This window comes from Sedimentibacter sp. (genome assembly GCF_038562225.1).
Classification (GTDB): Bacteria; Bacillota; Clostridia; order Tissierellales; family Sedimentibacteraceae; genus Sedimentibacter.
Genome location: NZ_JBCFAS010000001.1, coordinates 478634 through 504219 on the forward strand (window position 1 = coordinate 478634; position 25586 = coordinate 504219).

A 25586-nucleotide genomic window follows, 5' to 3' on the forward strand; every position below is an offset into this window, starting at 1 on the left:
CGGCTGCATTCCTTAAGACGGAAATATTATCCCTCGTTTTTGCAGTTTTTATTAGTGCACACAATCTTGTTGTCCTTAACGACCATAATTTCGCCGCACTTTGGACATTTCTGACCTGAAGGTTCAAGCCATGATATGAAGTTGCACTGTGGATAATTGGTGCAGCCATAGAACCGCCTTCCTGCCTTGGAGTATTTAACCGCAATCTTTCCACCGCACTTCGGACAGTCCACATCTATGGTCTTTATTATGGGCTTTGTATTCTTGCAGGACGGATAATTGGAACATGCAAGAAACTCACCGTATCTTCCTTTTCTCTTGAGCATCTTGGAACCGCACAATTCGCACACCTCATCCGTTTCCTCGGCTGCATCCTTTCCGCCTAACGGCTTCGTGTTCTTGCACTCAGGGTAATTTGGACATGCCAGAAACTTTCCGTACCTTCCCTTTTTTACAACCATGAACTCTCCGCAGTTTTCGCATTTTACATCGCTGACTTCGTCCTTGATTTCTATTTCTTCCATTTCTTTCTCGGCAACATCAAGTTCCGTTTTGAAGTCCTTGTAGAATTCTTTTATTACATCGTGCCATTCAACTTTTCCCGATGCAATTTCATCAAGGTTGTTTTCCATGTCTGCAGTAAATTTCTCATTCATAATTTTGGAGAAATATTTCTCCATCATTTCTGTTACAAGAAATCCCATGTCTGTTGGAAACAGATATCCCTTGTCCTTCACAACGTATTCCCTGCTGGTGATGGTGGTGATTGTAGGTGCGTAGGTGCTGGGCCTTCCGATGCCGCGCTCCTCAAGATCCTTAATGAGGCTTGCTTCGGTGTAACGTGCCGGAGGCTGAGTGAAGTGCTGCTCAGGGTCAATTTTTGTTATGTCAAGCAATTCATCCTTTTCAAGTTCCGGCAGAAGTTTACTTTCTGATTCGTCCGAATACTTGTAAACTGTTTTATAACCATCAAAAACCAGCGACTTTCCGCTTGATTCGAAAATGTTGCCGTTGCCGTTTAACAGCGCTTTTGTTACATCGAATTCGGCATCAGCCATCTGGCATGCCACAAATCGTTTCCAAATGAGGCTGTATAGCTTGTATTGGTCAGAAGTGAGGCTGTCCTTGATGTGGTCAGGATTTTTTGTAACATAGGTTGGCCTTATGGCTTCATGGGCATCCTGAACCTTGTTTTCATTTTTCTTTGACTTGGTGAAAACCCTGCTCATGTAGTATTTTTCGCCGTAATTGGACAGAATATACTCTTTGGCGCTATTCACTGCTTCATCAGAGAGTCTGAAGGAGTCTGTTCTTATGTAAGTAACAAGACCGACGCTTCCTTCTCCCTTTATGTTGATGCCTTCATAAAGCTGTTGGGCAATCATCATTGTCTTCTTGGCAGGAAAATTAAGACGCCTGTTGGCTTCCTGCTGCAGGGTGCTTGTTGTAAAAGGAGCGCTTGGCTTGGAATAGCTCTTTGTTTTCTCAGTTTTGTAGACAGCAATTTTGCTCTTGTCCAGTACTGACAGTATGGAATTTACTTCTTCCTCGTTTTTTATCTTAACCTTGCTGACCTTGTCTTCAATCAATGTTCCCACATACTTGGCTGAAAATTTCTTCTTGGACTTCTTTACCTCAAGTTCAAGTGTCCAGTACTCCTCTGGAACAAAGTCCATTATTTCCCTTTCCCTGTCTATAACAAGTTTAAGGGCAACCGACTGAACCCTTCCGGCACTTAAGCCCTTCTCGATTTTCTTCCACAAAAGAGGACTGATGTTGTAGCCAACCAGTCTGTCCAGCACCCTTCTGGCCTGCTGGGCATCCACGAGATCCAGGTTTATCTTTCTTGGATTCTTGCTTGCCTTCTTTATTGCATCCTTCGTAATTTCATTAAATTCTATTCTGATTTCCTTGCTTTCGTCAAGGTTGAGTATTTTCGCCAAATGCCATGAAATGGCTTCGCCTTCACGGTCAGGGTCTGTTGCCAGAAACACATTGTCAGCCTTCTTGGCTTCTTTTTTTAGTTCCTTTATTACATCACCTTTTCCCCTGATGGTGATGTAATTTGGTTCAAAATTATTTTCAACATCAATGCCAAGCTTACTTTTTGGCAAATCTCTCACATGTCCGACAGAAGCTTTGACCGTGTAGTTTTTCCCTAGAAATTTACCTATTGTCTTTGCCTTAGCGGGAGATTCAACTATCAACAAATTATTCATGTTTCCTCCAATACCTCGTACGCCAAATTTTATGCAAATTTCGTACAATTCTAATATAACATATAATACATTTTTTTATTTGTCAATAGTCTATCAATAATGAAAAATTTCATATAGTACAATAAATGAAGTTATCACAATCATCATTTTTTCATTATTAAGTCCGTTGACCGCCTTAACTGTAGTTAAATCCTGATGTCTCCGCTGGCAAGAACAACAGCTTCTCCGCCTACCTGGATTCTCATATGGCTGTCTGAAACTGTGAGCAGACTGCTTATTCTTGAAGGTCTTCCCATGGCTTCACCCTGTATGAACGTGTTCTTTGTTCCTTCATTAATAATATTGTTCCTGTACAGGTAGTATGTTAGTGCCCCGTTGGATGTGCCTGTTGCAGCCTCCTCGTCGATGCCGTAAAGAGGGGCAAAGTTCCGGCAGTGAATTTTATTATCCCCGGCATTCAGGGTGAAGGCATGAACGCCCACAACACCGTAGCGTTCTGACAGCTTTGAAAGCTTTTCTAAGTCAGGTCGTATGCTTTGAAGGTCCTCGATGCTGCCAACAGGCATCATGATGTCCGGAAGACCAGTGGAAACCATTTCCGGCAAGAGAAAAATGCCCGGCACGTCAGAAACGTCGCCCTGGTGTTCATAATCGATTCCCATGATGCCGTAAAGTTCCTTAAGCCCGTTAACGTCTGTGATTTTATCAATAAGCTTGGGAGTTCCCATATCCATGAGCACAGCGTTTTCCAGCACGCTGATGTTGAGAATTCCAGCCTTTGTCACACATTTGCACGTTCCTTTCGCAATTTTTTGCATGTCCTTAAGAGCGCAAAAGGAACCGATGGTAGCGTGACCGCAAAGGTCCACTTCTGCTTCCGGAGTAAAGTATCTTATGACAAACTCCCTGTCATCTGTTTGTCTCACAAATGCTGTTTCCGAATAACGAAGCTCTGCAGCCGTACTAACCATAATTTCATCCCTCGGAAAATCCATACCTTCATCAATAAGAACCACTCCTGCCGGATTTCCTCCAAACAGTTTGTCTGCAAATGCATCTACAATGTAAAATTTCATATAAATCCCCTCATTCATAAAATTAATATAATTTAGTCCACGGAGTAAATATCCGAGAACTCTATGTCTATCTTGTCCATATTGCTGTCACAGGTTATGGCAATGGCCTCAGTGTTATATTCTTCTTCAGCCAGCACTGCAGGAAGCTCAACCGTAAACTCACTGCCAACTCCCACTGTGCTTTTTACACTAACCGTTCCTCCGTGCATCTGGACGATGGCTTTAACCAGCGATAAACCTATGCCGCTGCCTTCTCTGTTGCGGGTCATGGACCTGTCAACCTGTCCGAACCTGTCAAATATGATGTCAAGCTTATCTTCCGGAATACCGATGCCCGTGTCTTTAAACATGATTCTTACAAAATCTTCATGGTCCTCAAAATTAACAAATATTTGTCCTCCGTCATTAGTAAACTTTACGGCATTGGAGAGAAGATTCAATATTATCCTTTCAATCTTATCCTCATCCACAGCCATAATCTTTTCTTCAGTGTCTGTATCAAATATGACGTTAACACCCTTTGACCTGAAGCTGTCTACCACTGACAGCACTATGTCCTCTACAATACTTACCATGTCGCAGTTGCGCCTGTCAAGCTTCAGATAATTTGTGTCATACTTGGAAATGTCTATAAGGTTGTTTATGAGGCGGATGAGCCTGTAGGAGTTTTGTTTCATTATCTTAAGATATCTTGAATGCTTTTCCTCATATTCATAAGAAAGCTTATCGCTGCAAGGAAGCTCTAAAAGCTGTATGGAACCCAGTATTATGTTAAGGGGTGTTTTAAGCTCATGAGATATGTTCGTAAAGAATTCTGTGAGAAGCATGTTGTACTCATTGGATTTTTCAAGTTTCTTTTCACTGGCAGCAATATCCTTTTTCAGTAAATTTATTTTTTCCTGGTAGCTAAATCCTCTGAGAATGGTCAGTATGGCCGGCTGACCCCTGTACATTATGTAGTTGCAGCATTGTTCTCCTTCAATGCTTAAACCCTCAGGACTTATGAGCTTTACATTCATGAAAGGAAGGCTTGTCTTTTCTTCACGGACTTTCATGAATCTATCCATTATTTGTTCAGAGCATTCATAGTGAACCACATCCCAAATTTTCTTTCCTATGATATCTGCGGCCGCCCCTACACCGATTGTTTTAGCCGCTGTATCATTTGCAAAAATTATGGTGTCTCTTGTATGAATTATGATGCCGTCGCCCGAACGATTTATGAGTATGTCATAGCACTTGTCACTTAGATGGATCGCTTCCTCCATGTTCCTGCGGAAGCTTTCCTCTTCGTCAAGGTTGTTTACCAGCTTATCATAGGGTCTTTTTATACCGGTCACAAGAATTCCGCGGTACATAAAAAGAAATGAAATGACCTTAACAATGTGCCCCACTGCAAACATCATGTCCCTGTTATTAATAAATTTAAAGATGCACACTTCGTAGACCACCTTCAGAGCCAGGGAAATCATCATGTAGTAAAATAACTCTCTATCCATAAGGTGCCTGGACCTGTAGCACATGACAACACCGGCGGTAAATCCCAAAGTTATTATATATTCGCTAAATAGCTTGAACCTTGTCTGTCCGCTATCCCAGGATGACGGAAGCAGATTAAGGTACACAGCTTCAGCAAATACAATAACAAAAAAGAAAAGGAACAAAAAATGAATCAAGGGATATCTTGGCCTCCTGATTTTTCCCGTCAAGAACAAGTTGGACAATAAAACAGTGGCAACCTCGAATGTTCTTGCAGCAAGCCAAAACCTAGAAACCATGTCTTGCGATGCATTCGGAAATATCTGCATGCTTTCATAGGAAAAAACGTGAAAAATATCCAGCATTCCCACAAACAAATACCCGACTCCAATGAACTTAAAGTAATCGTTACTTGAAATGCTGTATGAATTCATGGAAAACATGAAAATTCCGAAGGACACCACAGCGCTGAAAATTTCCACGGCGATGTGAAACATCTGGAAGTCATTGTACCTGAGCAGGTACAGTGAAGAAATTAAAATTATTGAGGAAGCTGCTCTTGCTGCGCTGTCCTTTTGAAATAAAGCTCTGAATGTCTTACTGTATGATAATTCGTTTAGTTGCAATTGGCTTTTCCCCCAACGATGTAATGATGATTAATTATACCACAATTAACAATAACTGTACATCTCAAGATGATTACTGTAAATTGACATCTAATCAGCTTAGCCTGAACCTGTTTCCGGTCATCTGACACACGAAGCACTTCATCTCAAGAAAGGTCAAGATACCAAGCATTAGCGGTATATCCAGACCGGTCTGAACACTCAGTTCGTAAAGCGACTTCTCCCCGGATGAAAGGCAGGTTATTATTTTCATTTCATCGTCGCTTAAGGAACTGAAGTCTTTAGTTTTTTTGTTTTGAGCAAGCTTTTCCTTCAGTTCTACTATTTCCTCAATTATATCATCTATGCACGTTGTTATTTTAGCCCCGTCCCTTATGAGAGCATTGGTTCCCTTGCTGTAAAGGCTGTCAATGTTGCCCGGAACTGCAAATATTTCCCTTCCCTGGTCTGCAGCATGTCCGGCAGTGATGAGAGTCCCGCTTCTTTCCTGAGCCTCAACCACAAGAACTCCGTCCGACAGGCCGCTTATGATGCGGTTACGGTCGTGAAAATTATTGGGCATGGGCTGCATGCCGAAAGTGTATTCTGTTATGACCGCGCCCTTTTCTTCAATCTCCCTGTACAGCCCTTCATTGGCTCTGGGATATACCACATCTATGCCGCAAGCTATTACTCCGAATGTCAAGGCGCCGCACTTTAATGCTGTTTTGTGTGCCACAGCATCTATTCCGTAAGCAAGGCCGCTGACAATATTGACCCCAAGCTGTGAAAGCTCACCTGTGAACTTTTCGGACGCCCACTTGCCGTAGCCCGTTGCTTTCCTGGAGCCGACAACAGCAATGCTAATGTTGTTTATTTCATCCAACTTTCCCTTGTAGTACAAAATGAAAGGCGCTCCGGCCGTTTCCTTAAGCTTATGAGGATAATCTTCATCAAATAGGGTCACTGCCCTGACTTTTTCGCGGTTCATCCTTTTTAGAAACATTTCCTCAAAGCCGTCACGTGCCATTGACAAGGAGCTAATGATTTCGTCACCAAGCTTCAGTCTTGATTTTTCCTTTTCAAAATTCTCCCACAGATCCAAGGTGCTGCCGCCAAAATACTCCAGTATCTTCCCAATTTTTCCGTTGGAAACTCCCTTTGCCGAATTAAGCCAGGCGATGGCCTTTTGATTGATATTCAGACTATCCATACTACCTCCAGTATTTCCTGTCAAGGCTTCTGTACTGAATGGCTTCCGCAATGTGCCCTGTCTGGATGTTTTCTGATCCTGCAAGGTCTGCTATGGTTCTGGCGACCTTCAATATTTTGTTGTATGCCCTGGCGCTTAATCCAAGGTTTTCAAAAGCATCCTTCAGCAGTATGTCCGATTCCCTGTTTGTCCTGCAGTATTTTTGCAGATGCTTACTACCCAACTGAGAGTTTGTGAGAATGCCTATGTCCTTGTACCTGCTCTTTTGTACTTCCCTGGCCTTCACAATCCTTTTTTTAATGTCAGAGGATGTTTCCTCAGCCGAAGCGTTTTTCAAGTCATCATACCTTACGGGAGACACTTCAACCTGAATGTCAATTCGGTTTATAAGCGGTCCCGATATTTTACCCAGATATTTTTCTATCTGGCTTCTTGAACAGGTGCATTCATGGGTCGGATCTCCCAGGTATCCGCACGGACAGGGGTTCATGGAAGCTACCATCATGAAACTTGCAGGAAATGTAAATGAACCGCTGGCCCTGGATATGGATATCTTTCCGTCTTCCATGGGCTGTCTTAAAACTTCTATTACGCTTTTAGGGAATTCTGGAATCTCATCAAGGAACAAGACACCGCAGTGGGCCAGTGACACTTCGCCGGGACTTGGTTTTGGGCCGCCTCCTGCCATGGCGATTCGGGATGAGGTATGATGTGGTGAACGAAACGGTCTTTTGCGCATGAGGGACTTGTCCGCCAAAAGACCGGATATGCTGTATATTTTGGTGACCTCGAGGGATTCTTCAAAGTCAAGATCGGGAAGTATTGATGGTATTCTTCGGGCTATCATTGTCTTGCCTGAGCCCGGTGAACCAAGAAGAAGCACGTTGTGCATTCCGGCTGCGGCAATCTCAACAGCTCTTTTCATGGCAGGCTGTCCCTTGATTTCGGAAAAATCCTCCCTAAATGTTTCTTCAGGGTCAGAAATATCGTACCTGCAGCTGTATGGCTGGATTTCAATTCTTCCGTCAATGTAATCAGCCAGTTCATTTAAGCTGTCAACAGGAATTATTTTTATTCCCTCAACAGCTCCGCACTCCTTTTTATTCTCAGATGGTATTATCATTCTTTCTAAATTGCTGTTGCGCATGGAAATAACCATGGGAAGTGCTCCTTCCACGCCGGTAATCTTTCCGTCCAGGGAAAGCTCTCCTATGATGCATGTGCTTTCAAGGTTATCGCAGTTAGTTGTCCTGCTGGCACATAAGATTCCAACAGCTATGGGCAAATCAATCTGGCTTCCTTCCTTCTTCAGGTTTGCTGGAGCCAGGTTTACGGTAATGCGGCTTACAGGAAAGCTAAAGCCGCTGTTCTTAATGGCCGAACGTACCCTCTCTTTCGATTCTTTTATTGATATATCAGGCAATCCTACGATGCTGAAGCTTGGAAGGCCTCCTGAAAGATCTGTTTCAACGTCAACCGCATAACCTTCCAGCCCGTACAAAACACATGTCTTGATTTTGGAAAGCATGGCAACCTCCTGGGCAGGAATTTTTTTCGTATGTAATATTTTCAGCTTTTAAGAAACGACTGGTTAATCTCCTGATGCTATTCTGCATCCTCAAGTTCCTTAATAATTATTTTTTTCATTTTCATCATTGCCTGCGTCTGTGCATCTGTCTTTATCAACTCTCCCATGTTATAAGGGACTATCTGCCAGGAAAGACCAAACTTATCCTTAACCCATCCGCATTGCTCTGCGTCTTTTACATGTGACAACTTATCCCAGAAGTAGTCTATCTCTTTTTGGTCTTCACATTCTACTGTTATTGATATGGCTTCGTTGAAATGGAAATATGGACCTCCGTCCAACGCAAGAAACTTTTGTCCTTTAAGCGTAAACTCAGCAGTGATTATTTTACCGGCCATACCATTAAAACGTTCATCAAGCTTCTCATCAGGATACCTTGCGATACTCCTTATTTCAGAATCAGGGAATACACTCACATAATAATTGATTGCTTCTTCACAGTTATTATCACCAAACCATAGTGACGGAACCAGCTTTTTCATTTTACCTCCTATTTAAAATAGTTCTATTTTCAATCATGCATGCAATGCCTACGAGGATGCATAATTTTTATGTAATATCTGCATGTATAATGGATTTTTCCATGTGCTCCAATGTCTCTACATCCTCCGGCTTAAGTTTTTCATACAGATTTTGCCTGTAGATTTTTGATTCCTCTGACTTCGTTTTTCTTCCCTTGTTTTGATTGACATCATACCAGTATATTTTTTTATTCTTGTAGTACAAGTCAAAATCTACCAATCTCTTGCCTTCGGCTGTAAATTCCAACGCCACCAAAATAGTTTTGATTTCCTGAGGCGTAAAAAATGTAAACAGCCTCACCTGGTAGGTCAGAACCGAGTATAGAATAACCGCGTGATCCTTAGTCCAGCTTTCTCCCAGAATCATGCCTATCTCCAGCTTAGAAAGCACAAACATAAGCCTATCATAGTGCTCCTTATATTTACCGTAAGAATCATAAATGTTAATACGAAGCTCATACCACTGACTATCATTTAAATTCTGAGTGATATACCTGAGCCCTTCCACTCTGAGTCTTCCCTGAACTTCCTTGGCCGGCTGCGATATTAAAAGCTTTGTATCGAGAAAATCAGATGAATCAACTGAGTCGCTGATTGTCTTGTTCGTGAAAGCTATGATAGTATCATCCTTTTCTCCTAACCTGATTCCATCTATCCAGTCAACTTCCCTGCCAGCAAAAGCATCCTTCAGCGTTTCTATTAATTTTTGTTCATTTCCGGCAATGCGCATGACTATTGATGACGGACCCATGTCAACCTTTTGTATAAGATTGCACACATGATTGTTTATAATCGAAGATAGTATCACCGAAGCAACATCGTTGATATGCACAATTTTTTTTGCATCCTCAACACATGTCTTTTCAAGATTAATATCCGTTAGAAAGCATAGTGAACTATTCTCAGATGCCCTTCCTAACCCTTTTTTGAATTCTGTCTCTTCCCCGTGGAGATTTACTTTTAAAAACCTTGTTATCTCATCAACATTTTCAGTTCTAATAAACAAACAGCGCGCCCCCATCCTGAATAGCAGCATACGTATCCCCTTTCTTTATAACCCGATTCTTTTTAATTCCATACCTCTTGATGTGTTTGTTCCTGCAGGATAATCCAGATGGAATACCCTTTTATTTGATAAATCAACTATGTTGATATTCAACAATCCATTCAGGCCAACAGTATCATCTTTCTTATGATGTCCTGGGTCAAAGCTGTGGCCGTAAAGATTGAAATCCACATTATTGATATGATCTCTGTAGTAATGACTTACATTGAGGCTGCAGCTATCAATACTTAGGATGCCCTCCTGAAGGATTATGCCTCTCCTGGTCAGCTTGCTGACAGTTTCGTAATCATCATGGTTACCCAATACATAATATACTTTTGAATGTTCATTTTTCTCCAAACCATTAATCAGCTTTGCAACGCCTCTTTGGTAGAAGTCCATTTTGCTCTTGTAAATCTCCAGCTTGATATTGTCTGCCATATCACCAGTATGAATAATATATTGAGGCTTCAGAATATCAATTATTCTAAAAATATACCGGTAGATATCCACCGGAGTATCGCTTATATGCAGCAATATGGGTCCTTTTAAATTTTCTGTTAGTTCCTTTGAAATACAGGGATAATTTAATACTGATAAAAAATCTATGCAGATATTTTTTATAAATTTCATGCTGTATCCTCCCATACATTGAATAACGTATTCCTCAACATTTAGTCTATGGTGCTACCTGTATGTTATAATCTAGTTATTATTTATGAATCAATTATTATTTCTATATACTTGACTATCGCCATGCATATAATTTATTATACCAAAATATATACAATTAAAACAAGTACCCTTAAGTCTTTAAGTTATAATTACTGTAAACTTACATGTTTTATTATTTTATCGACTTCAGTTCATTAAAAAAGAATCTGGAGACAGATTCTTTTTTAACAATAAAATTCATAATAGATATATTATCTAGCTTTCTACATATTTGTTCGAACGTTTTCCCTGCTTTGAATAAAACCATTTCAGTTTCCAGCTGATAAGTAATATAATAATTATCAATGCAGCCAATACTGATATTAATTGGATTGTCATCCCCTCATTAATCAATATAGGTGTTATACTGACTAATATCAATTCTGCCGGCATGGTTCCAAACAAATATCCTAAAGAAAAGTCATCAAGAGTCTTACTCTTAAATTCCGGATCTGTAATTCTCAATAACGTTATCCCTATTGCTGTAACTCCTGAAGCCCATCCAAAGGTATAAATGCCTTTTTCAAACCAACATTTTTTAAACATCCTGGGTGCCAAAAACAATACCATAAAGATATTATATGCTATTCCAAGGGCAAACAAGATTATTAGAGGTATAGCATATTTTACTACTATGCCTAATTGTATAGAAGCAACGCCAAAACCAACCAGGTAATCTGTGCATGTGCTGCCTATTCTTGTAATAACTCTTTTATCTACATACTTACTGCCACCGGTTTTGTTGAGAATTGCCTGTAGGATAAAACCAACAATAACAGCCAGCGTAAATATCGGTAAATTTATTTTCGGATTTATGCTTAGAATAAAATTCGCAAGGTACTTAGCCAATATACTTACGAACAGTATCAGGGCAAAATGCATAGCCAGAGGATCAACTGATATTGTTGAGAACGGTTCCTTACCCATTACAGGTCGTTCTTCATCCTGCAATAATCCTGTTCTGAAACTGTTTGGTAAGCTTTCAAAATCTCCTATATAATTCGTATCACCTCGTTTTGTTGCTCTCTTGATTAATATGATACCAACGATTAGCCCTGATAAAATACCTACAGTCGCAGAAGTCATTCCCAATGATGTAGCCTCATCCCATCCTAATCCTGCAAATGCAGTACCTACTGCTGCTGCAGTTCCATGCCCGCCAACAAAACCAGCCGGCAACATATATCCAAAGCCTGGGTGTGTTTTAAATATAGGAACAAATATAATAATACCCAAGAGTAATGCAAATAGATATTGTCCTACATAGGTAAGCAAACTATATCCCCACATATTGCCGATTCCTTCTTTTGATTCTTTTAGGTCAACTTTTTCTTGCCCGATGGGCAATGTAGCGAAAACCAGAACAATCAATACACCCGAATAGCTTCCGAAAAATGTGGAAAATGGTATCAATTTCAGTCCGTTCGGACCGAAGACAAGACCTATAAAACCTGCAATTAAAGATGCTGGCAAATATAATTGTTGAATAAATTTAATTTTTGCTCTTAATAATTGTCCGATTAGAATTAAGCCACTCATTAAACCAAAATCAAGGATGACAGTCCAAAAACTCATTTGCATTTCTAAACCTCCTAATTATTTTATACTACCTTCGAAATTTCTCACATACTTATTACAACAATAGAAAGAACTTCGCACGTTTTGGAATGTACCCGTAACAATATAAGAACTACAATTTTATAAATAATGTCATACATTTTGATCTATGCGAAGTTTAGTTTCTTTCAATACATTACATGCACTATCTCCAGTGAGGTTCGTCCCATAGAACCAATTCTTGTCCTATTCCCATTTCAACGGCATTATCATAAAGAACGCGACCCCATGCAGCATCTTCTACAGGCATTCCGCCTATTATTAATATGAATCTTTCATCTTCAGTAGCTCTTCCCTCTGATGTTCCAAATGCTATTTTACTCAGATCTCGAACATCTGACATATTAATCTTACCTTCATCGCATAAGCGAAATACTCCAGCCCCCGGAAAACCCAAACGCATTGAAGCCTTTTCCTCGGGAATTGATTCCTCTTCTTCTTTCCAGGACTTATGCATTTTCATTTCATCAAATACAATATGCGAAGAAGTAAATAAGTCATCAGGAATGTCAGCTGTGCCTTGTGTGGCAATAAATGCATTTGGCTTAACCCATTCTTTTTTTAGTATAGGCTTGGTGCTTCCAGCTGTCGCAATGGTAATTACGTCTGCTGCTCTAACTGCTTCCTCCATGGAATTGGCAACTTCAAATTGGAATCCCAGCTTTTCACTCATTTCTTCACAAAAAGCTTTTGATTTTTCCGTGATTAAATCATAAACTAAAGCTTTGTTCAGTTCAGGAAGAGCAGCTTTCATACAGGTTATCGTAGCCTTGCTTATAACACCTGCACCTATGCAGGCAGCAGTTTTAGCATTTTTACTTGCCAGATACTTTGCACCGACTGCCGGAACTGCACCTGTTCTCATTGCGCTGAGAAGATTGGCTGACATGAATGCCAGTGGCTCACCAGTTTCAACATCATTTAATACAACAACCAAGACGGATCTCGGAAGACCTCGGTTGCTGTTTTCAATGTTAGAACCATACCACTTTTCTGCACAAACATTGAACTTACCGCCCAGGTATGCTACCATGGCCATGAAACGGCGATCAGGACCTGCAACAGGCATATTAGGGAACAGTTTTTCAGGCGGAAAGAATATTCTCTGACCATGCTCATTTCCACTCAAGCCTCCCATGATATAATCGCCTTCTCCTACTACCTTAAACATGTCATCGATTGCCTGAACACATTGTTTACCATCAAGCACTCCTGCTTTGATCATGTCCGGTTCTGATAAATAGAGAAAAGTTGTTCTTTTACCTTTCATAGTAATACCTCCATAATAACTTATATTTACCTCAAATCTCTATAAGAGGTTCTTATAACTCATTAGTAGCAAATACTATACCAATAAGTACAAAAAGAAGACATATAAGTTATAAAAGGTAAAAATGTTTAAATTTCAATATATATTGATAAAATACATATTTGCTGATATTCAAAAAAACTAATTCATGAAATTTAAGAATTAGTTTTTATCTCAAGTTGATATATTGTAATTAATTGTTCATATTAAAATATTGGAATTTAAATATATTTTTTATATCTCAAATTGATACTTGAATCTCAAATTGATATGTACTTGAATTGAAGAGACATTTTAACATTTTAAATTACAAATTCTTTATTTTTCTGTAAATTGTAGCCCTGCTTATGCCTAATTTTTTTGCTGCAAGAATCCTTCCGCTTTCATTCCAGCCATATTTATCCAATGCTTTTTTAACCACATAATTTTCTATTTCTTCTAACGTCTTCTCGTTATCTTCATTGTTTTCATAAGGCTCATTCAAATCCTTTATATATGATGGAATGTTATTGATTGTAATTTGTTGACTATCTTCAAGGTTTATGGCAAATTCGACTACATTTTTTAATTCCCTTACATTCCCTGGCCAACCATAAGCTAAAAAAAGTTCCTCAACTTCCTTATCTATACCATTTATTTTTCTTCCCATTGCCCTTGATATCTTATCAATAAAATGGTCGGCCAATAAAATAATATCATCTTTTCGTTCTCTCAGAGGCGGAATTATTATCGGTATAACATTCAATCTATGATACAAATCTGCTCGAAACTCACCTTTTGCAATAGACTTTTCCAAATCAATATTTGTCGCAGAAATAATTCTCACATCAACAGGCACAGTTTCATTGGATCCAACTCTTATAACTTCCTTTTCTTGAATAACCCTAAGTATTTTAGGCTGCATATATAATGGCATCGCTTCAATTTCATCCAGGAATATAGTACCACCATTGGCAATTTCAAACTTTCCGGGTTTTCCAAGTTTATTGGCACCTGTGAACGCACCCTTATCGTATCCAAATAATTCGCTCTCTATCAATGAGTCTGGTATGGCGCTGCAATTTATCGTAACAAAAGGCTTGTCTTTTCTTAAGCTATGGTAGTGGATAGCTCTGGAGAACACTTCTTTTCCGGTTCCCGTTTCACCTACAAGCATAACGGATGAGTTGCTTTGTGAAACTCTCAGTGCCATATTTTTTACTTGCTTCATAGATTCACTTACACTGATGATATCATCAGCACTTATTGGTTTTTCTCCATTTACAAGTGTGTATGCACTGCTTTTTGCGTTGTTATAACCTTCAAAAGACAGAACCAGACCCTCCGTCTTATTGTTGCTGAATATTTTACCGATGTTAACGACATATTTATCTTGTTTAGAATTAATTAAACTGCATACTTCCTGGTATTTCTGCGTTTCATTCTTGGAATCCAATAATTTTTCATATTGAAGAGAATGAAATATGCTTCCCAATTTAATGCCCAGGATATTTTCTTTACTTGATAATTTTAGTTTTTCCATACCAATTTGATTAATGTGAGTAACTCTTCCTTCACAATCAGTTGCTATGATGCCGCTGTCTATAGAATTCATAACCAGATTTAACTTGTCGTTTATAATCATCATCTCCCTGAGCATCCTTTTTTCCATAACCTTGCTGTAAATTAGGTTAGCCATCTTATCAACAAAATAAAGGTTGGCATCAATATTGCTTTTAAGAATGTCAGCTTGCACTTCATTAAACGCCGTTAATGATATTACACCTACAACTTCATTGTTTCCTTTTATCGGAGCATAAACAGCCGTTTTGTAAATGCAATTCCCAAACCATTCACAACCCCTGCAAAGATTTATTTCTCCAGGTAAATCTATAATGTACTTTTCTCCTGTATTGATTGACCGCCTGTAATTAAATCCTGAAGTAAACAGCTTCTTTCCTTTCATATACTCAAGTTTTCCGACAACTGCTACCCTAATAAGATCCGTATCAACAATTTCCACATCTACATTTAAAACTGCTGCTACAGCTTTAGCAACTTCATTAACGTCTTTCTCCAGTTCCATTAATATTGTCATAGTATTTCCCCTTTAGGAACATAGTTATTTTTAATACGAACTAATAATGATTGCGTACATTTATTATTTTTATGTTAACATTTTCCCTGGACGTTTTCAATAAATAAATTAGATTTATCATGACGAAGCTTGTGAAGTTAAAAAACTGCTGACAGATGTGTAACAACACCTGTCAGCAGCTTAGCAGCGCTGATTTCATTTTCAATTATCAACTGATATACAAGGCACTCACTAAAACAACATGTTACTCTTTTTCAACAGTGAAGGTATATGTGCTTGTAGTAACCTTATCCGGTGCAGTTATATCTATTGTTATAACTGTGCCGTCAGAAACCTTAAGGATATTTTCCGAGCGGTAATCCACCTTCTTGCCGTTTATTCTTATTGATTTGACCTTAGTGGACATAGTGGTCGGTATAATTGTAATTTCGTCATTTTCTCCCGGTACAATTATTGTGTATTCATAGCTCCAGGGATTGAACCTGTTTTCCAGGGAAGGATTTGCAGTGGTTGTTTCCCCTGCCCATTGGAACGGGTTCACATTTTTTGCCCACTGTACTGTCTTTCCGATCAGTTCTCCTCCTTCAATTTCTATGTTTGAAAGAACAGAATATTTCACATATCCGCCACCATTGTAGTTAAGCCCGGCATTTTCCGGTTCTGACATGTAAGGCAGTGCGCTAAGATCTGTTGTCGAAGACAGATATTCTCTATCATCACCCATCTTGCCTCCCAGCTCCAATGCAATCCAATTGGTTCCGTCCTTATACATGTCACCAATCATGGTAGTCCTGTTATTGCTTCCTCTTACAGATGGTGTACATCCGGCTTCACCGTTATCTATAACCTGCTGTAAGGCTGCCTCAAAAAGTTTCAGGTTGTTATCCGAAAGCTCAGACTCGTCATGTCCTGTGAAGAGCGCATTAACCTCATCTTCGTCTTTAGTGTACTTGCTGTATACCTGCTGTACAAATGAAAGCAGAAGGTCAGCCCTTACTCCTGATACACCTACTGTATCTGCAGAACCGGCACGTGTGCAGCCATAAAAGTCTGAAGAGAATAAATATCCGCTTTGTCTGTCATACAGTGCCACATTACCGTTTGCATGTCCCGGCAGGGCAAACACTTCAAATACAGTTCCTCCGCCAAGGTCGAACGAATCTCCTTCCTCAACGTTTTTAATTTTTGCCTGTGCTTCCGGGGTAGTTACAACGCCTCCAAATCCTGTTGTGCCTACTGACGCCCATCCTCGTTCATTCAGATATACGTCCACGCCACCATCCAGGAAGTTCGGTATTTGTGCGTCATGGTCGCCATGCTCATGGCCTATGATTGAAACATATGGCTTGGTTGCCAAGTTATCGTCTATAAAAGTTTTAAGATTTTTAACATTTGCAGGAGTCTGTAATGCATCGAATACTATTCCGCTGTCTTCTCCTTCAATGTACCATGCCATTGCACGGACGGATTCGTTATCCCTGAAGATTTCATATACTGCAGGACTTTTTTCGGTTTTTTCCTTAATCTGATTGTATTGGAACTCCCCATCCATGGGACGGTACAGATGCCATCTGAATGTTTGAACCGGACTAACCATACCATCTTTAACGGCAATCACCTTGTATACAACATAATTATCAGGGGCATCTAATTCTCCTGACCTTAGACCTACCAATTCAGAAATATGCCCATCTTTTGCAAGGACATATTCATCGCTGTCTGTGGTGGGATCTTCAACTTCCGGCCAGCCTTCAGATGAAGCAGCTTTTTCGTAATAGATCTTAGCGCCTTCTGTAGGTGTATACAGCTTTATATATCTCCTTGGAGCTATGTTCAGATCTTCCGGCAAATCAATTTCCAGCGTTGTTCTCTTTGGTAGTGCCTGTACGGGAGCAACCATAGAGGTTGTAATCTTCTTGAATATTTTGTCAGCTTCTTCTGTTTTAATTAATTCATCAGGCATGAATAATTTTTGTGTTCTGCCTTCCATATAGCCTGATTCTACTAAAGCGTTAACGCTTCCTAATGCTTCTTTGCTGATACTATCCTTATCATCAAAAAAAGTTTCCGTGTCTGATAGAGCTATGTGAAAGGCCTTAACGAATATAACAGCGGCGTCCTGACGGGAGATACCGCTGTCGGGATTAAAGTTGCCGTTGGAATCCGGTTCAATTATACCTTCCTCATAAGCCGTTTCAATTTGCTTGCCATACTGATCAGATGTTTTCACATCATTGAATTGCTTTAGCGGAGCCTTCCATATGTCATTGTATTCTGTAGGATGGGGCCACGCAAAGAAATCAGAAATCATTGCGATAAATTCAGCCTTTGTAATTTCATCTCCCTTTGGAGACGGAGCTGCAGCCAAGGCAGTTGATGGTAATAGAAAAACAATCATTGTTAATGCAATTATACGCATAAATTTTTTACACATAGTATCTTCCTCCATTTAAATTTTTTGTTTGTTAAGCTACATTCTTTAAATCAGAGCAATCATCACCTCCCGTTAATCCCTATCCTTCCTGTTAATGCCTCACCTCCGTATTTGTTGCTGCGAAATGTGCACTATATACAATTGCTAACATACAATCAGATTTTATTACAACAAATCTTCTCTGTATATTTCCAATTTCAATTGACAATTCACAAACATTTACAAATTTCTACCTGAATACAAATATTGTTCATGTTTTTTTCAGTAAAACAAATATTGTTAAATCCGTCATTGAACTTTGCTGAAAATAAAAATGACTTAAGTACTGGTTTCATAGTATTCCTACAGGAAACTGCCTTAAGTCAGCTCAAATAAATCATTCATATTCTGGTGTGGTTATTAATTTTTAAAATTGTAATAATTATAATGATGAATATTGAAATACTAATGTCATTAAAATAAGGAGAACTACAATGTGGAAAATAGAAAAAGCCATTGAAAAAATAAGGACAGTCGAATGTCCAACCGGTGAATTGAAAAACAGAATAGCAGACATATTGGACGACTTCAACGTGGCCAACAGAAATGACATACAAATAAACAGGAATGAAGCATTTGACAGGGACGGAGCTGAAGCATACGTTGCCGGATTAAGAGACGACATGAACAGAAGTCTGGTGGTTTTGTCAAAGCCCGGCCTCGATGATTATGTAGCCAGGGTAGTTGATGCCTATCAGATGAAATAAATGAAATTATATTGGTTTACCACAGGACTATTTTATCCGGGTAGGCTTCCCCGCATAATTTATTCCGAATTCTGTCAAAATACTTTACTTTGTAGAGCTGTTCAAGGCAGTGGCAGTAGTAGGCTGCCTTATTTGTAAGAACATAGAAGTTGCCGCTTCTTTTGACCAAATGGAGTTTTTCCGCAACATAAAACTCCTTACCAAACATCTTGTCGAGGGAAACGCCTATGAACCTTTCAAATTTTTCTATGTTTATTTTCAACGAGTATGCACTCCAAAAGAGATAGTAAACAGCTCTTTGCCTCTTGGTGAAGTAAAGCGTCAGGCATGTGGGAAGTATTTCATACTTCAGCCTTTTTTCATATTCATCCAGCGAAAAGGTGTTAATTTTTAAAGTGTCCTTAATCAATGTGGCGGCAGAAGCTCCGAAACCCAGAAAATAATCACTGGTTGAATGAGAGTATCTTTTGGTTCCTTTTTTGGCAAATGTCCGCAATGAAGTCCTTTCAGCGCCCATTTTCCAGCAGTAGTCAGCCAGGCTGCTAAATATTCTCTTTTTGTTTTTTTCGCAGGGCTGTTTCAGTTTGCTGTCTTCATATGCTAAATCCACGAACGGATACAAGGAAACCTGTGTTGCTCCGCAGTCAAAGGCTGTTTTTATGTCAAGCTCCAAAACTCTGTCCATCTGGCCTGGAACTGCATAAATCAATTCGAAATTGACAGCATCAAAACCTGTGCTTTTTACAAGCCTGGTTTTTTCCTGAAGGTTATCGACTCTTTTTCCCAGCTTGTTGAGGCAATTCTCATCAAATGACTCTATTTTCATGTTTACCATGGTTATTCCTGCTGCCTTTAGCTTAATTAGATTGTTTTGCGTTGCATCTTCAGGATTGAGCTCAATGCCGATTCCCCCATCAATTATGAAGTAACTTTTCAGTTTTTCTACAATATCATTCAGGTCATCGACCATTAGTATGGGTGATACTCCTCCGAAGTTCAGGCTGGATGCATGTTTTTTTGCACTTAAATTTCTGCACACCAAATCTATCTCTGTGAGCAGCGCCTTCTTGTAGGATGATGCCTTGTTTCTATCGTACAGCTCCTTGGTACAATCGCTGAAGCCGCTTAACGACCTGCAAAATGGAATGTGCACATAGAGTCTCATATCTTCGAGTGATTCAAACTTCAGTTTATTCTCATTCCTACTTTTAAAAACGACAGGATATAGAGATCGGGTCAGCACTACCCGAAGCAGAGATGTAAGCATAAGACCTCCTGAGATGATAATTGTAAGTTACATTCATTTTATGCTATAATTTTTCAATAGTTTCAGTCCTGACTGTACGTTTTTAGAACTTTCAGACATTTAATGTAATTAATCAGGATCTGACCACGGAGGGTTGTTTTGTGCATATTTTCATCTCCCTGAGTGATTTGTTTTTATATACCCCGTTTTCAAAGCCATTAACCATAATAATTTGTTTGACAACAGTCAATACTAATAAAAAATCATAAAGGAAAGGATATTATGAATAAAGTTCATTACAATGTAACAAGGCTTCAAAATACAGAAATGAAGACACAGGTAAAAAATGCGCTCAGCGGCCTGCCGGGCATAAAAATGATTAATATAGACATAGGTAGAGGTTCCATAGAGGTGGGGTTCGGAGACAAGACGGACGAATACTCCATAAGGCAGTGCATTGAGCAGACAGGCTGCAAAATAGAATAAATAAACCCGGCAAAACTACCGCTAAATGGTTTTGCCGGGTTTATTTTTACTTTCTATTCTTTATAAATGTTACTGAGGGATGCCTTAGCTGTAACCTTTGTGCATTCCCTGATTTATTTTGTCATTTCTAATACGCCTGGTGATTTTGCATCTATATGGGAATTGAAGAATTCTTCAATTGCATTAATCATGTAAAGAGTATCCTTCACTCCTGCCGTCTCATAGGACGAATGCATTGAAAGCTGAGCCAGTCCCACATCCACCATGTTAATGCTCACTTTTGATGAAGCGATGTTTCCAAGGGTGCTTCCTCCAGCCACATCCGATCGGTTTGTATACCCCTGGCAAGGCACATTGGCATTTTGGCACAAAACCTTGAATAAAGCCGAACTTACTGCATCGGTTGTGTACTTTTGGTTTGCATTGTATTTTATGACAATACCTTCATTCATGTATACCCTGTTAGTCGGATCGCTCAGTTCCGGATGGTTGGGATGCACGGCGTGAGCGTTGTCGGCTGAAACCAAAAATGAAGAAGCAAGGGCACAGATATAATCCTCTTCAGTCTTTCCGAGATTCAAGTTTATTCTTTTCAGCACATCCTCAAGAAATGTGGAGCCTGCTCCCTGCTTGGTACCGCTTCCGACCTCTTCGTTATCGAAACAGCAATATACGTTTACTGACCTCTGGCTGCTGCCCTTTAAGAAACCCTTCAACGTTGAATAAGCGCACTGGAGGTTGTCCAGCTTCGGAGAAGATATAAATTCACCGTTGCCTCCCCATATGCTGGGCTGGGTACGGTTATACAAAAATAAATCCGTGCTCATTATATCTTCCTTAGAAACATTTGCATACTGGCTTATCGAATCCTTGAAGTTATCGCTGCAGTCACCTGATAAGCCATATAGGGGCATAAGGTCAACCTGCTCGTTATACTTCATATTTGAGTTCATTTCCCTGTTCATGTGTATGGCCACATTGGGTATGAGCACCAAGTCTTTGTCAATGTTGACAAGCCTTGTTTCAAGGCTGTCTCCATTTTTTACAATGACTCTTCCTGCAATCGAAAGGGGCCTGTCAAACCAGGCAGAATAAATCATTCCTCCGTATTTTTCAGTGTTGAGCTGTATGTATTTTTTGTTTTGTACAATCTTATAGTCTTCCTTTATTTTGAATGTAGGCGAATCGGAGTGGGAAGCCACTATGTTGAAACTGTATTCGTCCAGATCCCCGCCGACCTTAAAGGCAATGATTGATGATGAGTTTCTTGTGACGAAGTATCTTCCTCCTTTTTTTACAGTCCATTTTTTACCTTCTGTAAGCTCCTGGAAGCCTTGTGCTTCGAGTTCATTTTTAATTGAGCTTACAGCATGGAAGACACTTGGACACTTTTTTATGAATTCAAGCAAATCTGCTGATATTTTTGAATACATCTTTCACCTCTTGATTATATTATATTTATGTTGATATTTTTACAGACAACTCGTTCTATCTTCTGATGGTGATTTCAATGTCTCCATCTTCCGTATAGCCGTTCAGTTCTTTGGCAACAGCCTCAACGGCATTCTTTAATATATTCTGGACAAAAGGAACCATGGAGATTTCCTTGCCGTTAACTTTTAAAACAATTGTTTGTTCTTTCATTTTCATTCTCCCTTAATCATTTTATTCTGCCTAAAGTCAGAATTTCATCTGTAATTATTATCCTACATTTCGAAGTGTTTTTCAATGCACATATGAACAAAAATTCAGACTTTTCGTTGTTCAAGTTCATCCCTACACAAAATCACAATTCCGACATATTATAAACAAGAACAATAATGATATGGAGTGATTAGTATGAATTATTTCAGATATAATTATTTAAAACCATACACAGCCAGAAATATGCTTGTACGAACAGCTGAAACTCCAATACCACCGGAGGAAGCACCTTCACAGCATGAAACAGGTACTTTGTCTGTCAGCGTCGCCACAGCTCTGGGAGCGCTTCCCGTTGAAAATGCAGTCGTATTCGTCTACCGTCTATTGGACAGCGAAGAGAATTTATTTGCGCAATATACCACTGATGCCAACGGAAAAATACCTGATATTGAATTACCGGTAGTAAAAGACCCTGCTGAAACTTCAATGTATTATTTCACAACATACAACCTGAGGGTTACCTCAGAAAATTATTATACCGTAAACGTTTTGAATTTTAGAATCTTCCCCGGCGTTAAAACCATCTACAGGATTGACATGATTCCGGTTATAGCCGGAGAGGCCGGTACTGCACCAGAACAGACGTTCATAATTCCCCCAAGCCCGCTGGACACAAAACAGTGAAGAAGGTGCAATATGTCGGAAATAAACACCTCAATCGTAAATGTGGACGATGATGGACAATTCGCTATTCCCGGCGGTCCTCCCGCTGTTTTTGTGCGCATACCTAATGATATAACCGTCCATTTGGGGCAGCCAGATGAAGAGGCAGCTAATGTGACTGTACCCTTCATAGATTATATTAAAAATGTGGCATCCTCAGAACTATATCCAACGTGGCATGAAAACGCCATAACAGCCAACATACACGCTATCGTGTCCGTAACCATGAATCGTATTTTTAACGAATGGTACAGAAGCAAAGGATACAATTTCGACATAACAAACTCAACCCAGTACGACCAGGCTTACGTTCACGGAAGAGGAATCTATGAGCCGATGAATGTTATTACAGACAAAATATTCAACCAGTATATAATAAGAAACAATCAGCTTACCCCGCCGCTTTTTGCACAATTTTGTGACGGCAGAGTTTCACAGTGCAGCGGCATGTATCAATGGGGCTCTTTGGAACTGGCCCAGGAGGGTTTTACTCCACTGGAGATTCTAAAGTATTACTACGGCAGAGACATATCTATTGCAACAGATGTGCCTGTGGGTGGGACCGGAAATATATATCCCGGAGAACCAATCAAATTGGGGGATTCAAGCATAGACATCCTTACCATCCAATTGGCTATGAACAGGGTAGCAAAGAACTATCCGGCCATACCAAGAATACGTCCGGTGAACGGATTTTTCGGAGAATCAACAGAAACTGCAATCAAAGAATTTCAAAGAATATTCGGTCTGCCTGTCACAGGTGTCATAGACCAGGGAACATGGTACAAAGGAAGATACATATTCAATGCGGTCACGAGACATTCGGAACTAACCGTAGAAAACTCAATTTTCAGGGAAGTTGTCGAGCATACACAAGATATTCTTCTGCAAGGAGACATCAGGCCTATAGTAGACTTGCTGCAATACTATCTGGATGTTATATCTTTATACGGCGGCTATATTCCAAGAGTGAACCGCACTGGTATTTTTGACGCGCAGACAAGAAATGCGGTTTTAGAGTTTCAAAAGCTTTTCAATCTGCCTGTTACAGGCATCGTGGACGATGATACATGGGATCGCATATTCAGGTCTATTCTTGGAATTTTCAACACTTTGAAACCGGAAGAAATATTTCTGCCTCCGCTGAGGTATCCGGGAATTGTTCTTCAGAAAGGGCAGAGAGAAGATAATCCCGGAGTTTTCATCGTGCAGGAGATGCTGTCATACATTGCATTGACAATTCCTGCAATACCTTATGCTGAGGCTACGGGAACCTTTGATGAGAACACGATAAATGCAGTGATTGCCTTTCAGCAGACCTTTGGGCTTGAGCCCACCGGCAAAGTCGATGAGATGACATGGAATGAAATGTCTGCTATTTATAAAGAACTGAGGTTTTCAGAATAAACTAAATAAAGCAGACTACTGTCTGCTCTATTTAGTTACTGCCGCTAAGATTTGCTGATTCTCCATATTACCCCGGTATTTGGTACATAGCGGTTGGGAGTCATGGGGTATGCAAGGTTGAAATCCAGTATATACATTGCACCATCAGGTCCGAACTCTACGTCCATTGGCCTTTCAAATCCTCCTCCCTGGGTAAATGATGCACCCAAACCGGTTCTGTTTATAGCAAAGGTGCTTACATTTCCGTCATCAATATTGATTCTTACTATTCTTCGTCCAACTCCCGGAAGCGGAAAACCTCCTGTGGTTACGGGATATATGCTTCCTGAAAGTGCAACATAAGCGTCTCCGAACGGTCCGAAACTCTCGTTGTAATTAAAGTCAAAACCTCTGACTCCAGAGTGCGGTTCAACTGTTGCAATAGGCCTTGGCGGAAGCATGGGGTGGTTAGCCATCAAAAAATCAGGCTGCGGTCCCACATCAGGTCTAAACTGCGGCAAAGTAACAGGCAATCCTGCACAGTAGTCAGGAAATCCGTACCACATTCCCTGCGTTATCATCAGAAATTCATCCGGGCAGTCCTTGATAGGCCTGCTTCCTCTGACATCATAGGTCAGGTTTGTTGTGAACATCCTGTTGAATCTATCAAACTTAATCCAGTAGGGCTGTACCACACCCCATGCAAAAACCTCCAGGTTAGAACCATCAAGATCAACCCTGTATATACAGCTGGTAGGCCTTAAACTTCCCAACACCACCGTGTTTGACCTGTTTGGAAAGCCAAAGGGACGAAAGGCCCCTGTAAAGGAGTAATCATAAGGTGACTGTGTAAAAAGGTTGTAGGTTATGAAATTCTGACCCACCAGTTCGATATCTTCTGCCGGCATATCATGAAAATACGGGTGTTGAAAAACCCAGCCGTTGTCCGGTCCCACAACCCCTGAATTTGTAGCAGAACCCTGTCCGAAATACATCTTTCCATCAGGTCCGAATGCCACTTGTGTATTTCCGAAATCCCCATAACTCGGTAGTCCCGTAATAAGGTTTTGCATTGTTCCGTTTTCTCTCACCAGTGTAATCACGCCTTTATGTGATACGTATTTTTGTCTGTTCAGAACATTGACGCCTGACAGAGGAACGTTGAAACCCTCTGCCACCACTTCATAGCTGCCGTTTGCAAGGCGCATGACTCTTGCATTGCCGTCAATTTCTCCGGATTCTCCGACAATAATACTTCCGTCTTCATCAAATACCATACTTACCGGTGAATTTAATCCCTGAGCAAACACTTCTATTGTGTAACCGGGCAATACATAAATGTCCAAGGGGTTCAGGTTTCTGTAATTGTTGATTGGCTCATTAATGCTCATTTCTGCCTCCTTTCCATATATCAATATATTCATCGTCAGGTATCAAAGTTACAAATCTTAAACCGAC

At 40.0% G+C, this 25586-nt stretch carries 20 protein-coding genes; 4 read left to right on the forward strand and 16 right to left on the reverse strand.

Annotated elements, in window-relative coordinates; all coding sequences use genetic code 11:
- Nucleotides 1-26: 26 nt before the first annotated feature.
- From topA to AAGU76_RS02295, 12 genes are all read right to left on the reverse strand, one after another.
- Nucleotides 27-2219, reverse strand: a complete 2193-nt coding sequence (gene topA, locus AAGU76_RS02240) for a type I DNA topoisomerase (RefSeq protein WP_342483807.1) — start codon at nt 2217-2219, stop codon at nt 27-29.
- Between the two features lie 185 nt (nt 2220-2404).
- Nucleotides 2405-3295: a PhzF family phenazine biosynthesis protein gene (locus AAGU76_RS02245; protein WP_342483808.1), complete on the reverse strand. Its 891-nt coding sequence runs from the start codon at nt 3293-3295 to the stop codon at nt 2405-2407.
- Nucleotides 3296-3327: 32 nt separating this feature from the next.
- Nucleotides 3328-5400: an MASE3 domain-containing protein gene (locus AAGU76_RS02250; RefSeq protein ID WP_342483809.1), complete on the reverse strand. Its 2073-nt coding sequence runs from the start codon at nt 5398-5400 to the stop codon at nt 3328-3330.
- A gap of 94 nt (nt 5401-5494) precedes the next feature.
- The gene (gene dprA / locus AAGU76_RS02255) at nt 5495-6592 is read right to left on the reverse strand and encodes a DNA-processing protein DprA (RefSeq protein ID WP_342483810.1); all 1098 of its coding nucleotides are present in this window, start codon (nt 6590-6592) and stop codon (nt 5495-5497) included.
- A 1-nt stretch (nt 6593) separates the two neighbouring features.
- Complete coding sequence (locus AAGU76_RS02260; RefSeq protein ID WP_342483811.1) at nt 6594-8120, reverse strand: YifB family Mg chelatase-like AAA ATPase; 1527 nt, start codon at nt 8118-8120, stop codon at nt 6594-6596.
- 77 nt (nt 8121-8197) lie between these two features.
- Nucleotides 8198-8662 (reverse strand): VOC family protein, encoded by a 465-nt coding sequence (locus tag AAGU76_RS02265; protein ID WP_342483812.1) that lies wholly within the window; start codon nt 8660-8662, stop codon nt 8198-8200.
- 67 nt (nt 8663-8729) lie between these two features.
- The gene (locus AAGU76_RS02270; RefSeq protein ID WP_342483813.1) at nt 8730-9707 is read right to left on the reverse strand and encodes a hypothetical protein; all 978 of its coding nucleotides are present in this window, start codon (nt 9705-9707) and stop codon (nt 8730-8732) included.
- 45 nt (nt 9708-9752) lie between these two features.
- Complete coding sequence (locus AAGU76_RS02275) at nt 9753-10379, reverse strand: metallophosphoesterase (RefSeq protein WP_342483814.1); 627 nt, start codon at nt 10377-10379, stop codon at nt 9753-9755.
- Nucleotides 10380-10676: 297 nt separating this feature from the next.
- Nucleotides 10677-12041: a sodium/glutamate symporter gene (locus tag AAGU76_RS02280; RefSeq protein ID WP_342483815.1), complete on the reverse strand. Its 1365-nt coding sequence runs from the start codon at nt 12039-12041 to the stop codon at nt 10677-10679.
- Between the two features lie 181 nt (nt 12042-12222).
- Nucleotides 12223-13347: a tyramine oxidase subunit B gene (locus AAGU76_RS02285; protein WP_342483816.1), complete on the reverse strand. Its 1125-nt coding sequence runs from the start codon at nt 13345-13347 to the stop codon at nt 12223-12225.
- Between the two features lie 346 nt (nt 13348-13693).
- A complete protein-coding gene (locus tag AAGU76_RS02290; protein ID WP_342483817.1) occupies nt 13694-15463 on the reverse strand; it encodes a sigma 54-interacting transcriptional regulator in 1770 nt (589 codons plus the stop codon).
- A 244-nt stretch (nt 15464-15707) separates the two neighbouring features.
- Nucleotides 15708-17897 carry an S-layer homology domain-containing protein gene (locus AAGU76_RS02295; RefSeq protein ID WP_342483818.1) on the reverse strand — a complete coding sequence of 730 codons (2190 nt, stop codon included), beginning with the start codon at nt 17895-17897 and terminating at the stop codon, nt 15708-15710.
- Between the two features lie 473 nt (nt 17898-18370).
- Here AAGU76_RS02295 and AAGU76_RS02300 point away from each other — a divergent pair, with 473 nt between their 5' ends.
- Nucleotides 18371-18643: a hypothetical protein gene (locus tag AAGU76_RS02300; protein WP_342483819.1), complete on the forward strand. Its 273-nt coding sequence runs from the start codon at nt 18371-18373 to the stop codon at nt 18641-18643.
- A 16-nt stretch (nt 18644-18659) separates the two neighbouring features.
- Here AAGU76_RS02300 and AAGU76_RS02305 read toward each other — a convergent pair whose 3' ends face one another.
- Entirely contained in the window at nt 18660-19910 is a 1251-nt protein-coding gene (locus AAGU76_RS02305; RefSeq protein WP_342483820.1) for a coproporphyrinogen III oxidase, read from the reverse strand.
- A 261-nt stretch (nt 19911-20171) separates the two neighbouring features.
- On the opposite strand from AAGU76_RS02305, the gene AAGU76_RS02310 reads away from it, so the two are divergent.
- Nucleotides 20172-20375 (forward strand): heavy metal transporter, encoded by a 204-nt coding sequence (locus AAGU76_RS02310; protein WP_342483821.1) that lies wholly within the window; start codon nt 20172-20174, stop codon nt 20373-20375.
- A gap of 113 nt (nt 20376-20488) precedes the next feature.
- Here the strand turns inward: AAGU76_RS02310 and AAGU76_RS02315 are convergent, their stop codons facing one another.
- Together AAGU76_RS02315 and AAGU76_RS02320 are read right to left on the reverse strand one after the other, a co-directional pair.
- Nucleotides 20489-21808 (reverse strand): M18 family aminopeptidase, encoded by a 1320-nt coding sequence (locus tag AAGU76_RS02315; protein WP_342483822.1) that lies wholly within the window; start codon nt 21806-21808, stop codon nt 20489-20491.
- Between the two features lie 55 nt (nt 21809-21863).
- A complete protein-coding gene (locus tag AAGU76_RS02320; protein ID WP_342483823.1) occupies nt 21864-22019 on the reverse strand; it encodes a hypothetical protein in 156 nt (51 codons plus the stop codon).
- Nucleotides 22020-22214: 195 nt separating this feature from the next.
- On the opposite strand from AAGU76_RS02320, the gene AAGU76_RS02325 reads away from it, so the two are divergent.
- Nucleotides 22215-22703 (forward strand): hypothetical protein, encoded by a 489-nt coding sequence (locus AAGU76_RS02325; RefSeq protein WP_342483824.1) that lies wholly within the window; start codon nt 22215-22217, stop codon nt 22701-22703.
- A gap of 12 nt (nt 22704-22715) precedes the next feature.
- Nucleotides 22716-24149, forward strand: coding sequence for a peptidoglycan-binding protein (locus tag AAGU76_RS02330; RefSeq protein WP_342483825.1), 1434 nt, complete (start codon nt 22716-22718; stop codon nt 24147-24149).
- A 44-nt stretch (nt 24150-24193) separates the two neighbouring features.
- On the opposite strand, the gene AAGU76_RS02335 is transcribed toward AAGU76_RS02330, so the two are convergent.
- Nucleotides 24194-25519, reverse strand: a complete 1326-nt coding sequence (locus AAGU76_RS02335) for a hypothetical protein (protein WP_342483826.1) — start codon at nt 25517-25519, stop codon at nt 24194-24196.
- Nucleotides 25520-25586: the final 67 nt, after the last annotated feature.